Origin of the sequence: Alteromonas sp. KS69 (assembly GCF_003989595.1) — a bacterium.
GTDB classification, from domain to species: domain Bacteria; phylum Pseudomonadota; class Gammaproteobacteria; order Enterobacterales; family Alteromonadaceae; genus Alteromonas; species Alteromonas naphthalenivorans.
Genome location: NZ_PYHU01000003.1, coordinates 75,241 through 90,220 on the forward strand (window position 1 = coordinate 75,241; position 14,980 = coordinate 90,220).

Consider the following 14,980-nt stretch of genomic DNA (forward strand, 5'->3'; position numbering starts at 1 on the left):
TCATTATTTATTGCCTGAATCTGCCCCTGTGCCGGCTAAGTACTTGTTTACCTAGCTGGTTATAGATATGCGGCGGTAAATTGAATTTATGCCCTATATTTTACAAAGGAATTAACGTGAATAACAATCTGCTCAAAATTGCTTTTATTTCACTATCTTTGTTTTTAACTGCCTGTGGCGGTTCAAGCGATTCAAGTACTGAAGTCACCGACAGTAGTGCAAGTGAAGGCTCTGATGATAGTTCAGCCAGTGACGATAGCTCTGATGACGACGCGCAAGATGAGAATGCAGGATTGGATGTGGATGCGACTTTGTTTCTTACTGGAGAAAACGTCAGCATCGATACCGTATCTTGTACCTTGGTGAATGGTACGCAAACGTTGTGCTACGAAATAACATCGAAGCACACGGCAGAAGAGCACGATATGGGCCCCTGGTGCCCAGAGACAATTTACGATACGGCTGAAGAGGGCGGGCTTTGGTTTGATAAAGGTGAAATAAATGACCTAGATGGCGCTTTTATTGAAAACTTGGCCACCTATTATGATGACCCCGGCTTTAAGATGTATGAAGATGACGGCACAGTGCGCCGTATGGAAACCGCCGAGGAGTGCGCCGAGGGTGCAGATCCTAATATTGAAGATAAATATACGAACATGTGTGCTCAGTGTTTGCCTGAGTGGGTAAGTACACAAGTGACCTACCTCATTCCTATTACACCCATTAAGCAAGACGAACCGGTTGAGCTAAGCGATGGCCCTACGTTAGAAGTGGCTGGCGTTGAATACGGACCTTCAGTAAGGGGCTTGGCATTCAATGGTGTTAGATTCGATCATCCCGCCGACATCGATATTATTCTAGCTGGGTATCAAATTGCGCCGGTAGATGATGCAGGTGGGCACGTGAACAACAGCTTGGGTTATCACTATCATGGTGATACCGGAATGACTACACGTATTGAGCAATCGGACGGTCACGCGGCAATGATTGGCTATGCCCTTGATGGTTTTGGTTTGTACGCAAAGTTAGATGACAACGGTAATGAAGCAGAAGATATGGATGAATGCCGGGGGCACAACGATGACACACGTGGCTACCATTACCACGTATTGTCGCTAGAAAGTAATGAGTTCTTAGATTGCTTTTATGGCGCGTGGGCAGAGTAATCCAGCAGGTATATTATGAATGTAGTTAAACAGTCGGTGTTATTTATCACCTTGTTATGGTGGTCAATTAGCGTTCATGCCCACGGATTCGATTATTCTGTTGTTAGGTTAACAGAAACAGAAAACCATACGTGGCGCTTAGCCATAACCTCATCATTAGATGCTTTTAGAAAAGAAGTGCGTTTGCACTTCTCCAAAACCCCTTACACTACTCCAGAGGAATTTAACGAGCAGCTTCTTAACCATATTAGCGCCACGTTGAGTATCAACGCAGAACTTAAATCTATTCCACTTGGTGAAGGTACGGTATCTCTTGGGCACGAAACGTCGGTTGTTTTTACCCAAATCAAGCTTCCCAAAAGCGCCAAGCAAGTTGTGCTTACTAACGGCGCAGTAAAAGATATCTACCGTCACACCACTAAGCTAATTGTTACGCCATGGGCTGCAAATAAACAGTCATTTATTTTAAATAAGTCGAACAATTTTACGGCAACTATCCCTATACGTTGAACTGATTGAAGCGCGGCTATAAAAATTGGGCATAACTTTTCGTTAAAATTCGTTACCATGGCCTTATAGCATCGATTTTAGCAGTCAGTTTGATGTACTTATTCATATTGCATCTTCCATCTTGCAGATTCGGTTTCTGTGGGGTGTAAATGGCGTGATATTTGATTAAGCGAAATTTGATTGTGTGAAATTCGGGATAGTGTAAAAGAAAGGACACGTAAATGAGTAAAAACACAAAGCTTGTTGTAGGCGTTTTAGTTGCACTTGGCGTTTGTTATGTAGGAGGAAATGTTTATGCTTCCTCAAAAGCCAAAGACGCAGTAGATGAAATGATCGCCGACCTCCCTGCTACCACCCAGGTTTCTTACGGCCATGTAAGTGCGACTATTTTTGGTGATGTGTCCATTGACGATATTCGCATTGGTGATGCCAGACAGGGAGATATTCTGGTCGATAACATAGCGCTTTCGGGCTTTGAAGCCGAGTTGGAAAATACCACAGAAGGTGAAGTGCATTTTTCGGGAGTTTCTTTTTTAGAATTTAAAGGCCAGGGTGTTGATGATACGCCTGACGATATTCAAGAGATTCTGGTTCACATGCTGATGAAAGAAGGAAAAACGCTAGATCAACGTTTTTCCTTTGAAGTAAATGAAGAAGACAACGAATATCGTATTAAAGAGCTTTCTTTCGATGTAGAAGATGCTGGTCGCGTTTCACTTTCAACCGATCTTTTCACTAAAGCACCGATATCAACAGCCCCCGAGTTAATGGCACAGCATTTAATGGCCGCCATTGAAATTGGCGCGTTTGAGTTTTCGTTAGCAGATGATGGATTAGTAGATAGACTATTTGCTTCTCAAGCTACTGCTGAAAAAGACGGCGATAATTTACGTGATGAAGCGATAGAAGAGTTAAAATTAGCGCTGGAGCAAGCTGAGGAACCAAGACAAATGATATTGGAAGGAATGCTTGCGCTACTTGAAGGCGAGGAGGTCACTCTTTACCGTGATAGTGATGAACCTTTTTCAGTTGTACCTATGATGATGATGTCAGATCCCAATGGCGCATTTGCTACTTTCATGCGAGATGGTAAGTTTAAAATTAATACCAAATAGACAGACTGAAAAATCTATTTAAAAGGCTGTTCTACAACAATAGAACAGCCTTTTTTTGTACTTCGCTTATGGCTTCCACAGCTCATACTGCGTCATTACTTTATTAAACATAACACTTTGTATATAACTGTTTAGCCACTGCTTTAGGTTAGGGTAGGGCGATTCTCGATACCATTTTCGTTCAACTTTAGAAAATTGGCGAATAAAGGGCAGTAGGGCGATATCTGCTAGGCTTTCTTTTGTGCCAAAAATAAACCGCTTCGATTGTGCATCTTCGAGGCCTTGTTGAGCACTTCCTTCAATGCTATTAGCACCTAAACGCGCTTCTAAATCTTGCAGGTATACTTCACAGGCTTGCCTGCACTCGGTGACATTATTTTCGTGATAACGTTTAGCAGCTTTGTAAGCATTTAACTGTGTTTTGAATTCGTCATCGAATATTTTAATTAATGCCAGCATGGCGGGCAGAGCGTTGGGGTCTTGCTGATGCAGTAGGTCTTCTGGATCGTTTTGATGCAGTGCCCACAGCATCACATCCAAACTTTCATCTATCACGGTATTAGTGCCATCTGAATTTGGCAATACGAGAGTGGGCACCGTACCTTTGGCAGACGCTTCAATCATGGCATCGGGCTTATTGCTTAATACCACTTCACGCACTTCAACGTCTTGCGCCGCTTTAAACAAACCAATTCTTCCGCGCATGGCATAAGGGCAATTACGTAAAGAATAAAGTATGGGGCGCTGCCCACGTATAGGTTCATATTTTTGTGCAATTGCAGGTGCGTTTTTGTGATTAGGTTGTAGCGTAGCAGGTGGCTTTGACGGTGGCATTGGGTGTTTTATCTCCATTTACCGCGATTAATCTGCCGTTATGATATTCATTGGGCAAATATGCAGGTAAAATCCTCGGCATAAAGTTTCCCACAATATAGCATCTACATGAACAGTACTCACACGAATCCGAAAATTGAATTATTAGCCCCAGGTGGCGATGTTGATGCGATTAAAGCCGCCATTATTGCAGGCGCCAATGCGGTGTACTGCGGGTTAGATAATTTTAATGCGCGAAATCGTGCGTCTAATATTTCATTTGATGCGCTGGTGGGCGTTATTCGCTTGGCGCACCAATACGACTGCGAAATCTTTTTAACGTTGAATATCGTTATTCTTGAAAAAGAATTTCCCACTCTTGCAAAGCTACTAAGCAAGTTGGTAAATACCACGCTTGATGGCGTGATTGTGCAAGATATTGGCATGTTCAATCTTATCAAAAAGCATTTTCCTACGCTTGATATTCATGCTTCTACCCAAATGACCACGCATAACATCGGTCAAATCCCTTTCCTTAAAAAACTAGGGGCTTCACGGGTTAATTTGTCGAGAGAATTAAACCTGCGGGAAATTACTGCCATTACCAAAGTAAGCCGCGAACACGACGTGCTAACCGAGGTGTTTGTGCATGGGTCTTTATGTGTGGCGTTCTCAGGGCTATGTTATTCAACCTCTGCGAGTGCCGGAAACTCGGGTAACCGAGGCCGCTGCAGTCAGGCTTGCCGCGAAGAATATGAAACCACCGAATCGGGGCATAATTTTCCGCTAAATATTAAAGACAATTCAGCCTTTTTCGACCTGCCTGCATTGATAGAAGCTGGCGTGTATTCTTTTAAAGTAGAAGGGCGGATAAAAGGCGCAAGTTACGTTCATACCGTTATTGATAGTTTTAGAAAGCAGATAGATGGCTTTTTAGAAACAGGCGAATTGTTAGAAGACGGCGAACGCCTTTATAAGGTTTTCAACCGAGACTTTTCTAACGCGTTCTTACGTGGCGATTTGAATCAATCGATGTTTATTGATAATCCACGTGATAACTCAAAAAATCATGCCATTGAAAAAGCGGTTCAAACGGAAAGCGCAAATGATGCGTCGGCGAAAGACGTTAATCGTATTTCAGTGGTGCAAATACAAGAAGTGAAGCAAACTCTTTATCAAGAAAAGAACGAGCTACACGACTTGGTAAGAGAGAAAATTCAATACTTATCTATTGATAAAATACCTACAACACTAGTGTTTTCAGGTGAAGAGGGAAGTTGCTTAACCCTGACTATCAAATCCCATGGGTTAGCAGCAGGCAACTCTTCTAATACTGAAGATGTTCAAGGCGAGTCTGGTAAGGACAGTATCAACACCATTGCTCCTAAAACCATTACGCTACGTTCTGAAGGTGTGTTGTCTAAAAGCGAGAAAAACGCGCTAGACGAAACCTTGTTAGAGAAGCGTTTTAGAAGTTTAGGCACAGGCGAATATGGCATCGCCGACCTTGATGTCACACAATTAGGTACAGGCCTTAGTTTGCCGTTTCGCGATGTAACGGCGCTTAAAAACGAAGCCATGAAGCAGCTTAACGGTGAACAGTCGTTAATACCTGAAGTGATATTACCAAAACTCACGAGTTACCCTAAAAGCGAAGCCGATAAACAGCCCGCGCTTTCGTTGCTAATCTGTGATGAGGCAGACGTGCATTTAGCTGATGAGACGGATGCTGATATCTACTTTAAGTTGCCAGATGCTTACAAGCGTAATTGCACTAAATATATAGGCTTTTTACAAGACAACCCCCGCTTAATTCCGTGGTTTCCTGCAGTACTTATTGGCAAAGACTACGATGTGGCAGTGAACATTCTTGAACAAGTCATGCCGCCATTAATTATAACCAACAATACCGGTATTGCTTTTAAAGCGAATGAACTGGGTATCAAGTGGATTGCAGGGCCTTTCTTAAATACCACTAACTCGTATGCTTTAATGGCCATGAAAGAAGATTTCGATTGTCACGGTGCGTTTATTTCAAACGAGCTAAACCGCATGCAAATGAAGAACATTGCACGGCCTGAAAACTTCAAACTGTTTTACAGTATTTATCACCCTATTTTGTTGATGACCAGCCGTCAGTGTTTTTTCCAGCAAAGTGTAGGTTGCGAGAAGCCGCGTATCGATAACGGGTGTATGCTCTCTTGTGACAAATCAACCAGCATTACTAATATGAAAGGTATGTCGTTCGCCATCGATAAGCAAAAAGCCGGTTATCCGAGTATTTATAACGAAGACCAGTTTTTAAATATGGAAGTAATGAACGATTTATCTGACTTGTTCGACGGCTTCATGATTGATTTAACCAACATTGGTGCGGGAGACAAAGTATCGCCAGACAAGGTAGCGCTAATTCGCCAATTCGAACAGCTATTAGCCGGTGATAAACAAGTTGAAGACACGCTAAATAGTATGGTGCCAGCGTCAACAGTAAGCCAGTACCACGCAGGATTGTAGGCTAGCGCATACCTGTGTAAGCATTAATAAAAGCCCTTGGTTGTTGCAAAACACCAAGGGCTTTTTTGTATCTTACTCTTGGGTATAAGACGCATCTTTGTCGAAGGTGATGGTGCAGCGCTGTTTATCAAGCAATACAAAGTCTTCTTTTGGAATGAAGTCGTCGTGTTCTTTTTGTATTCTTGCCTGCGCTTCTCGTTTTACTTTATTACGCTTAATCGTTGTGACAAAATGACGCATTTCGTGAGGGTTACTGAGTTCAAGCTCGGGCACTTTTACTGGCACACCGTTGTCGTCTTTAGCCACCATCGTGAAAAAGCTGTTATTGGTATGCTTCACTTTATTGGTCTTGATGTTCTCAGACGTGACTTTAATACCCACCACCAATGAAGTGTTTCCGACGTAATGCACAGTAGCATCTAGCGATAATAGTTCGCCCACTTCCACAGGCTGTAAAAACTCAACGCCATCAACGGTAACCGTAACGCAATAGGCGCCAGCGTGCTTACTGGCACAGGCGTAGGCCACTTTATCCATTAAAGACAAAATAATTCCGCCATGGACTTTTCCACCGAAGTTGGCAAAAGAAGGAACCATTAGCTCAGTTAAGCGTGTTCTTGAAAATGCGACAGTACGTGGGCTCATAGTTAACCTTTATATTGTGATAGTTGATGAAGTTGTAGGGTAGGTGGCTATTTAGGGTAAAAGTGTTTTTATCATAAGCGCGCTTAGGTTTGACCTTCTAACAATGCGAGCGACTTCTTTTATCGCGTTAACGATGTAATGAGCTTACTGTGCTGAGGAAATTGCTTAATTAACTCAGCGCGTTCGCCCAACTGCATATCAATATATTCGAAACCAGGCGCTACCGCTTCTCCTATTAGGCCGTAACCATAGGAGCCGGTAGTCAGTATTTTTGACGCCTTCCAGGTTCCGCCTTTTACCACCATTTGCATCTTGTGGCCTTGCGTAGGATCGGGGCCTAATACATGGGTTTCAAGGCTGCCATCTTGGTTAATGAGGTAATACGTAATGGGGTCTCCCATGTGGAAGTAATGCATGATGTCAGAACGATTCATATGAAAATGTCCTATAGGAGATTGGGCACTTAGCAGGTAATAAATAGAGGTCATATTCACTCTATCGCCGGTTTCTGTACTTATTAGCGGCCTGTGATCTGCTTTAAAAGTTTGGCGAAAAAAACCGCCTTCAACGTGGCCGGTTAAATCAAGAGACTCGATGAGTTGTTCTGCGGTGAGTTTTTTATCGAGAGACTTTGCCGATTGAGTAGTGGTAGTAACGTTAGTGCAGGCACTTAGCAGGGTACACAGCAAGGTTACTGACAAAACAAAAGGGAGAACGGATGTTTGGGTTTTAGTTTTTAGCATGGTAGCCCCACAACGTAATACGTAGTTTTGTTTTCTAGCATACCTAGATAAACAAAAAAATATTAGCTTTTTCAGGTTCAAGATAAGTAATCTTATGGCATGCCTAGCTAAAGTGGCTGTTTGGCAATAAAGAGAGGCGCAGAATAGAAGGGGGAGAACACAGGGGACGTGTTTAGTGAATAAGTGAAAAACTCACACCAGTGGATTCTAAAAACTCACCTTGAATGCGAGCCTGCTGATTTCCGCGAGGCACCATGGCATAACAAGGCGGTGCAGGCTCCGTTTCTTCAAGCTCAAACCAGAGTGTATCAAGCACATCTTTCCCGTGGAATAAAAAGGTTTCGCCCCACGATGTGGTATACAACACAGAGACTTCTTCAACGCTCGCCTTTTGCCTAAGCGTGTTGAAATTTACAACAGCTAAGCAGGTTGTAATGCGAGCGCTAGTGAGCAAATTATCTCTTTGCAGCGAAGAGACTTTAATGGGCGGAAAGTAGCGGCAGATATGTTTCAATAAGTCGTTCAAATCCAGTTCGCTTACCTCTGTGGCATTGTAATCAAGGTAGATGGTGGTTTTTGCGTCGATAATACGATTTGCTACGCACCATACAATTAACTCAATAGCAGAGGATGTTTGCGTTATCTTTTGATTTTGCGATACTTTTCCCGACTTGCTGAGCAAATCAGTGGCATACACAGTCCAAGTTTCTTGCCCTGTTTTACTTTGCTTCAACGCCACGGTTACCGTTTCGCAGTAAAGGTTTTCATCAAACGCGCGGCGTAGAAATTCAATTTTGTTCGGTTTCTTGCCATAAAACGTACTCAGTCGACGACCTAGCACGGTCATGTCTTCTTTACTCATTGTTTGTTGTTCAGCACCAAGCTGACTTGAAATACGTCGATAGCATTTCAAAAGAAACCGATGAATACGTCGGCTTAATTGAACCCGCTCATGAAACGACCATTCGTGCTGATTATCTAAATGATAAAGGTCTTGTTTTGTCCACCCCCACTTTTTAGCATAGGCCGCTATTATCTTGCGTTTAAACGTTGAGGTTTCGCCACGTAGCGGCGGTTGGCTGAGTTTGCAATTGCATTTGAGGTATAGGCACTGTTGAAGCAATAACATGTCTTCAGGCTGCCCCTCTTTTTCATAATGTTCAATAAGTTGGTCGAACATCAGCGCATAAGGGTCGATAACTGCGACTTTTCCAGGTGCTTCGGCACCTCGGTGAACATGCTTTTTAAGCAAGCTGCATAAAGGCTGACCGTGCTCAATATGAGCAAGATAAACTTCTAACTTCGCTATTTTTAGTACCGACTTGAACGGCGAATCCATGGCCTTGCTTAACTGCCATATTGCAGCACCAAACAACTCGCTGGCGTCGAGCTTTTCAAGGTTACCAAGGTCCATAAACCAACTTAAATCTGGAGATCCACCGTCTTCTAGGTGATCTTTTAATGCTGCATATTGCTGATCATTTGTTTTTTCTGGGGTTAACCACCAAAAAGGAGCCTTTCCAGCCACTACAATATTGGTGGTGTAAAACTCAGCTTTAAGAAACAGGGATTGAGCGGAGCCTGCGCTTTCTCCATCGGCGATACCAAAGTCGTTACGTCGCACATTGTCAATTTCAGATAGGAAAAAGTGCACTTCTATACCGAATTTGCTGTCTGCCCAACTTTCAATGGCAGTTAATTTTTCTTGTAGTTTAGTAAGCGATGTTTCTGATAGTTGCTTACCATCGACACACACCCAATAGTCGAAATCAGAGGTGTCAGTTTGTGCAATGGTGCCAATACTTCCCATAAGCACTAACGCATCAATCGCTCGCTGACGGGGCCACAGAGGCTTGATATCAGAGAGCAAATCACGCTTATCTGGGAAGCATTGCAAAAGTGCATTTTCAACAACATCGCGAAATGAGTAGTTATGAATACCAAAGGGAATATTTTCACCTTCAATATAACCTGGAAGCTCAGGATGATTTACGTGCAGTAAAAACGGCAGTACATGGAACAACGGCTTGTGCTCAGCAGGCATAAGCATAAGTGCACGTTCTACTCGTGCCTTGTTGTACCTAAGTACACGTAACAGGCGTATTGTTAGATTCTTTTTAATTGATAGAGACTGCTGCTCTGTCATTACTGCTCTTTAGTATCGATAGTGATTTCAAAAATAGCGCGATTTTCTATTGTCTGCCTCCTATTTCTAGTATGGCAGTGAAAAATAGACGTTTAGCCTGCGCTTCCATTATCAAAAATTTGTTTAAACTCATTCAATCATTACTGGGCTTATCGTCTTTAGTATAACTCGTTAAACTTCTCTGCATCTAAAGTATTCGCATTAAATATTAGGAATTAGTTATGTCTAACCAAATTATCAGTGATTTAAACCAGCGTTATACCGTTAAAAAGTACGACAGTAGCAAACGTATTTCTTCAGAAGACTTAACCACTATATTGGAAGCATTAAGGTTATCAGCCTCTTCTATAAACTCTCAACCTTGGAAGTTTGTTGTGGTTGAAAGTGACAGTGCAAAACAGCGCCTACACGACACTTTTGCTAACAAGCACCAGTTCAACCAATTGCATGCAAAAGAAGCATCTCACACAATCTTATTTGCTTACGACCCTAAGTTTACCAAAGAGAAATTTGTTAAACGTGTTGATGCTGAAGTGGCGTCTGGTCACTTACCAGAAGCAATGCGAGACTCGTTTATGGGGGCTTACGCTTTTGCAGAAGCTAATACTGATGAGAACGGCTACAACGGCGCATGGACAAAAGCTCAAGTTTATCTAGCATTTGGAAACTTGCTCCACACTCTAGCCCGCCTTGGTATTGCTTCTACACCGATGGAAGGCGTGGACGCTGACTTGATTGGTGAATTGTTTAGCGAAGAGTTAGACGGACATGTTTGTGAAGTGGCGCTTGCACTTGGCTATGCAGACGAAGAGCAGGACTGGAACCACGGTTTACCTAAAGCACGTTTGCCAATGGAAGATGTGATTACCGTTGTATAGTTACGTTAGTCTTGCGCTCTAGCAAGAGCCTCGCTCCACAAGGTGACCCGATTACGGCCTAATGATTTCGACTTAAATAATGCGAGATCGGCTTGGTCTATAAACTCAGAAGGCGTCGTCGCGTTAAAGCGAATAGATGATACGCCTAAGCTGCAGGTAATCGCGATATCATCAAAGCGACAAACTTGAATAGTTTCTCGCATATTTTCCGCTATACGCATGGCTTGGTGTGAGGAGGTATCTGGCAATACAATGCAGAACTCCTCCCCACCAAACCTTGCAACAATGTCGTTCTGACGAACACACTTTTGTAAAGTTTTAGCAACGCCTCGAAGTACTAAGTCACCGATGGTATGCCCGTAACTATCATTGATAGATTTAAAATAATCGATATCTATCATTATCACGCAATAGTCTTCAGGCTTTGGCTTTCTTGCAAAATCTCGTTCCATTAAATCAAACAGAACGCGGCGATTAAAGCAGTTCGTCAATGGGTCTCGCGTGGCTAAATAGTCGAGTTCCCTGTTGTGTTGTTTCGACAACATAAAGCGACGATAAATTAACAGTATAGCTGCTAAACAAACGGCCAATAACAATGCTAATGCGACACTGGCATATCTATTTTTAGTTAATTCAAGTTCTGAAATGGTGGTGGCTTGCTGGGCTATCTCAATTTCATTGTTCTTTCGGGCCAGTTCAAGTTTATCGAGTTTGTTTTTTTCTCGCAGAGTTTCTAACTCTATTTCTAGTCTTAATGAATGTAGCTTGGCTTTCTCCAGCGCGAGTTCGTTGTTACTGGTGTCTTCTTGAATAACTTCGCTTAAGGCAATTTCTTGTTCAGCGTATTGTAAAGATGCCGCTGTATTGCCTCTACGTTTCTCTGCTAGTCGCAAATAACGATAACTTTCTAACGTATAGGCTTTGTAGCCATTTTTACGTGCTAATGTCAGGGCGCTTTTTAACAGCTTAATAGCCTCTTCCATGTCGGTATCAATGAGCATACCTGCTAATGGAATGAGCGTTTTAATTTGATAAAAATCACTTTCGATCTCTGTGGCTAAAGCCAGTGATTCTTTATAATAATCAAGCGCGCCGGAAACGTTATTTTCGTCTCGTTTGATGTTCGCCAATATTCGCTGGGTTATTGATTGCTTTGCCTTGTCATTGCTGTCCCGATAAATATCATCTGCTTTTTGCGCTAACAAGGTTGCCGAAGCATAGTTACCCTTGTTGTAATCGATAATCGCGCTTTCTCTTAGCGCGGTAGCAAGGGTTTTAGGCTCAACTTTTTCCTCTGGCAAGCTAATGGACTGCATGTAGAACGAGCGGGCTTGGTCGAATTGTTCCAGCCTAAAATATATATGACCTATCTGATTCGACGTTTTTGCTATGCCCGTCGCATCATTGACCTTCTTATAATACTTATGAGCTTGATGTACATGCTTTAAAGACTGTTCATAGCGGCCTATGTAGCGGTAAATAATCCCTGCTCCCATCAACGCTTTAGCGCGGCCCTCAGCATCATCTATTTGGCCGTGAAGGGCTAAACTTTGTAATGCGTAGTCTAGCGCAAGTACTAAGTTACCAAGGTATCGTTGTGCTTCAGCCAGTGTATTAAAGGTACGTGCCATAGACTTTATTTCATTTAAGTCTGTATATATAGCTAATGCTTTTTCATAATATTCAACGGTTTTTTCTCGGTTTTCTAATCGCTTGTAGGCCTCAGCAATTCTGACGAGGGTTCTTGCGTTTAGTTTCTGAATGTGGCTTTCGTTGACCGTAAGATATTCAATAGCCATCAAATATTGCACAACCGCAATAGTGTATTCTGCCCGTGCGAAATGGTAATCACCTTTGGCTTTTAAGGTAATCCCAATAGGGAAATCTACGCCGTATTGAAAAGCCAATGGCACTAGCGTTGTAATCGCGTTTTCCGCTTTGGTGAATTGTTTATCTTTCACCAATACATCGATATAGCCCACATTCGACGATATATAATTTTCCGTATCGTTGAGCTTTTCGAATATAGCTGACGCGGTAAAAAAATGGTGCTGTGATTTTTTGTATTGATCGGTTCGACTCGTTAGTTTTCCAAGTAGAAAATGCGCTTGTGCTGACGTGCTAACGTCGTCTATTTCTTCCGATATTTTTAGGGCTTGATTAGCCCATATAGTGCTGCGTTTTGGTGAGGAATCTTGTGCTTGTTGTGCCTGGGAAAGTAATGTTTCAGCGCGCTGAAATGAAGCTTCATCCTGAGAAGGCAAGGGGCTAGCCTGCTGCGAACGGGCGGAAGTACAAATGACCAGTAACAGGATCAAAACAAAAAAGCGCATTTACTATGAGTTCGGGTTATGCCAACTGAATAAACAAAGTATAAATGTTCAGGCTTTGTACTAACAGAGAGAATGTGCTGCTATCAAAGGTCCAATAGTCTAAGCCGTTGTACAATAAAACATCTATTGCTGCTTTCATTGTTGCTTATAGCTTTGATTGCCCCCATTTAAAGCACTGACGAAGTCACTTAACTAAGGATACTATTTCAATGAGCCGACATTTTGATAACGCCGAAGGATTGTGTGAAGACAAGGATAAGGCGACAGAAGGGTTTATTTTCAACCAGACCATGCTACGTATTGCCGACCCTGCACGTTCACTCGATTTTTATACACGAGTAATGGGAATGACCTTGCTAAAACGTCTTGACTTTGAAGGGATGAAATTTAGCCTTTATTTCTTAGCAGCGGGTGACGATTTTTCTGATATTAGCAAAGATGACAGTGAGCGAACCGCCCAAACCTTTGGTCGTCCAGCCATGTTAGAACTCACTCATAACTGGGGCGATACCGCAGACACGGTTCATTATCATAATGGCAATAGCGAACCGAAAGGCTTTGGTCATATTGGCTTTCACGTACCGAATCTAGACGCTGCATGTGAAAGGTTTGAAGCGCTAGGTGTCCCTTTCCAAAAACGTCCTAACGATGGTTCGATGAAAGGCATCGCATTTATTAAAGATCCAGATGATTATTGGATTGAAATATTCGATGCTAAGCAAACGGCTAAGGTATGCGCCCCGCATTTAGCTAAGTAGCGTAAGGCGCCCCGTCTTGTAATGCCAAACTTAGTCAGCATAGCCCCATGGTGCCGCAGGTACGGGTATAGGTTGGGTTAAATCAAAATCGACCCGGAACTCTCTGCCTTCTCTAATCAATCGGTAGGTAAAGGTTTCCGGGTAAATAAACATTTGCCAAATATTGGAGCTTGATTGGGGAATGCCACTTTTCGCAAACAAGGCTTTAGAGTAGGCATCGGCGGGAAAAGATTGAACTTGGGGCCAACCAGCATCAAGGGTATGGCCGCCGTACATGGTCGATTCCGAGTAGCTACCATCTTTATGGCGATGATCATGCTTGAGCGACAACCCAGAGCCCGTTTTTGTAATGATCCACGTCCGAGATGCATCCTCACCCACGTGGAAGGGGATATATAACACATCGTCTTTACAGCGCCTGACATGCATAACCAAAGGTTTATCAGTCATGCTGCTAGTGGGCTGGTTATCAACCGTTACTTTCCCCGCAAACGCTTTACCACACAGCGCGCGTATACTGTCAAAAAAACTATCGTGGCTGGCAATCGACACTAAAGGGGCTGGCTGAATAATAGGGACAGTCGCCATTTTTTCTGCGCTAAAAGCGGTTGCTGGCATTAGTATTGGCGTCATTATTAGCGCTAAGGTGCCCAGTGCGACTAATCGAGGTGCTATTTGAAGCAGTGTTAAGCTAATTTTCATGCGTTACCTTATTATTATTTTTTATTATGGCCTAGTTATTCCAGTTTCTTGGTACTAATTGAACAGCACCCTCAACCACTTTCATGTCTAGCGGTACTTTGCTTAATAGCGCCACTTTAGGGTTATTCATATCTAATTTATAAACAGGGTTAACCGCCAGAAAAGCGTTGAGTAAATTCATCACTTCATTGTTTAATGGTTTTAGATTCCCCTTATAGCTTCCTGCTTCTACGCTTGAGTCGAGTAAATTAAGGTTGCGGAGAAATACGGCTTTTTGCTCACTATCATAGTAAGGGCTGCCTTCAATCTGAAAGGTTAAACGTACCGGATATTTAAAGGCGAAAGCATTAATTTCTGCCCCTGTGTCTAACCCCAGTGATATGACATCGCGGTTATCTGGGCCAATATTTACGCTCACATCATTCACATTGAGCTGTACAGGCAAGCCCATAAGATTAACGTTTTCAGTTAAATTAGGCATTTGCTTGGTAAGCAACGACTGAACTTCAGCATTTGAAAAAGAGAAAACCGCTAAGCCGTTAGTGCTTGCACATCCAGTGAGAAAAAGTGTGATAGCAAATAATATAACTTTCATAAAAAACCTTCTGTATAGAGTTTATAGCCTACGATGAAAACAAGAGAGTGTCTTATAACAAG

General features: G+C 42.7%; 12 protein-coding genes and 1 pseudogene. 6 read left to right on the forward strand and 7 right to left on the reverse strand.

From position 1 onward, the window contains the following. Positions 1–116: 116 nt before the first annotated feature. The 3 genes from C7Y69_RS01775 to C7Y69_RS01785 all read left to right on the forward strand — a co-directional run bounded on the left by C7Y69_RS01775 (position 117) and on the right by C7Y69_RS01785 (position 2,791). Entirely contained in the window at positions 117–1,166 is a 1,050-nt protein-coding gene (locus C7Y69_RS01775) for a YHYH protein (RefSeq protein WP_126871592.1), read from the forward strand. A 15-nt stretch (positions 1,167–1,181) separates the two neighbouring features. After that, positions 1,182–1,676, forward strand: coding sequence for a hypothetical protein (locus C7Y69_RS01780; protein WP_013783108.1), 495 nt, complete (start codon positions 1,182–1,184; stop codon positions 1,674–1,676). 221 nt (positions 1,677–1,897) lie between these two features. Then, positions 1,898–2,791, forward strand: coding sequence for a hypothetical protein (locus tag C7Y69_RS01785; RefSeq protein ID WP_126871593.1), 894 nt, complete (start codon positions 1,898–1,900; stop codon positions 2,789–2,791). Between the two features lie 66 nt (positions 2,792–2,857). Here C7Y69_RS01785 and C7Y69_RS01790 read toward each other — a convergent pair whose 3' ends face one another. After that, positions 2,858–3,625, reverse strand: a complete 768-nt coding sequence (locus C7Y69_RS01790) for a glutathione S-transferase (RefSeq protein WP_013783110.1) — start codon at positions 3,623–3,625, stop codon at positions 2,858–2,860. A gap of 108 nt (positions 3,626–3,733) precedes the next feature. On the opposite strand from C7Y69_RS01790, the gene C7Y69_RS01795 reads away from it, so the two are divergent. Beyond that, entirely contained in the window at positions 3,734–6,118 is a 2,385-nt protein-coding gene (locus tag C7Y69_RS01795; RefSeq protein WP_013783111.1) for a peptidase U32 family protein, read from the forward strand. A 72-nt stretch (positions 6,119–6,190) separates the two neighbouring features. On the opposite strand, the gene C7Y69_RS01800 is transcribed toward C7Y69_RS01795, so the two are convergent. From C7Y69_RS01800 to C7Y69_RS01810, 3 genes and pseudogenes are all read right to left on the reverse strand, one after another. Continuing rightward, entirely contained in the window at positions 6,191–6,763 is a 573-nt protein-coding gene (locus C7Y69_RS01800) for an acyl-CoA thioesterase (protein WP_013783112.1), read from the reverse strand. Positions 6,764–6,882: 119 nt separating this feature from the next. Then, positions 6,883–7,386 (reverse strand): annotated as a pseudogene (locus C7Y69_RS01805) (cupin domain-containing protein); the annotation flags it as partial. A gap of 292 nt (positions 7,387–7,678) precedes the next feature. Further along, positions 7,679–9,652: a class I adenylate cyclase gene (locus C7Y69_RS01810; protein WP_126871595.1), complete on the reverse strand. Its 1,974-nt coding sequence runs from the start codon at positions 9,650–9,652 to the stop codon at positions 7,679–7,681. A 221-nt stretch (positions 9,653–9,873) separates the two neighbouring features. On the opposite strand from C7Y69_RS01810, the gene C7Y69_RS01815 reads away from it, so the two are divergent. Then, positions 9,874–10,530, forward strand: a complete 657-nt coding sequence (locus tag C7Y69_RS01815) for an NAD(P)H-dependent oxidoreductase (RefSeq protein WP_013783115.1) — start codon at positions 9,874–9,876, stop codon at positions 10,528–10,530. Positions 10,531–10,535: 5 nt separating this feature from the next. Here C7Y69_RS01815 and C7Y69_RS01820 read toward each other — a convergent pair whose 3' ends face one another. Next, the gene (locus C7Y69_RS01820; protein WP_260563402.1) at positions 10,536–12,794 is read right to left on the reverse strand and encodes a tetratricopeptide repeat-containing diguanylate cyclase; all 2,259 of its coding nucleotides are present in this window, start codon (positions 12,792–12,794) and stop codon (positions 10,536–10,538) included. Between the two features lie 278 nt (positions 12,795–13,072). Between C7Y69_RS01820 and gloA the strand changes: the two genes are divergently transcribed. Further along, a complete protein-coding gene (gene gloA, locus C7Y69_RS01825; protein ID WP_013783118.1) occupies positions 13,073–13,621 on the forward strand; it encodes a lactoylglutathione lyase in 549 nt (182 codons plus the stop codon). A 30-nt stretch (positions 13,622–13,651) separates the two neighbouring features. Here the strand turns inward: gloA and C7Y69_RS01830 are convergent, their stop codons facing one another. Both C7Y69_RS01830 and C7Y69_RS01835 read right to left on the reverse strand, forming a co-directional pair. After that, a complete protein-coding gene (locus tag C7Y69_RS01830; RefSeq protein ID WP_126871699.1) occupies positions 13,652–14,239 on the reverse strand; it encodes a hypothetical protein in 588 nt (195 codons plus the stop codon). Between the two features lie 115 nt (positions 14,240–14,354). Next, positions 14,355–14,918, reverse strand: coding sequence for a DUF1439 domain-containing protein (locus C7Y69_RS01835; protein ID WP_013783119.1), 564 nt, complete (start codon positions 14,916–14,918; stop codon positions 14,355–14,357). Positions 14,919–14,980: the final 62 nt, after the last annotated feature.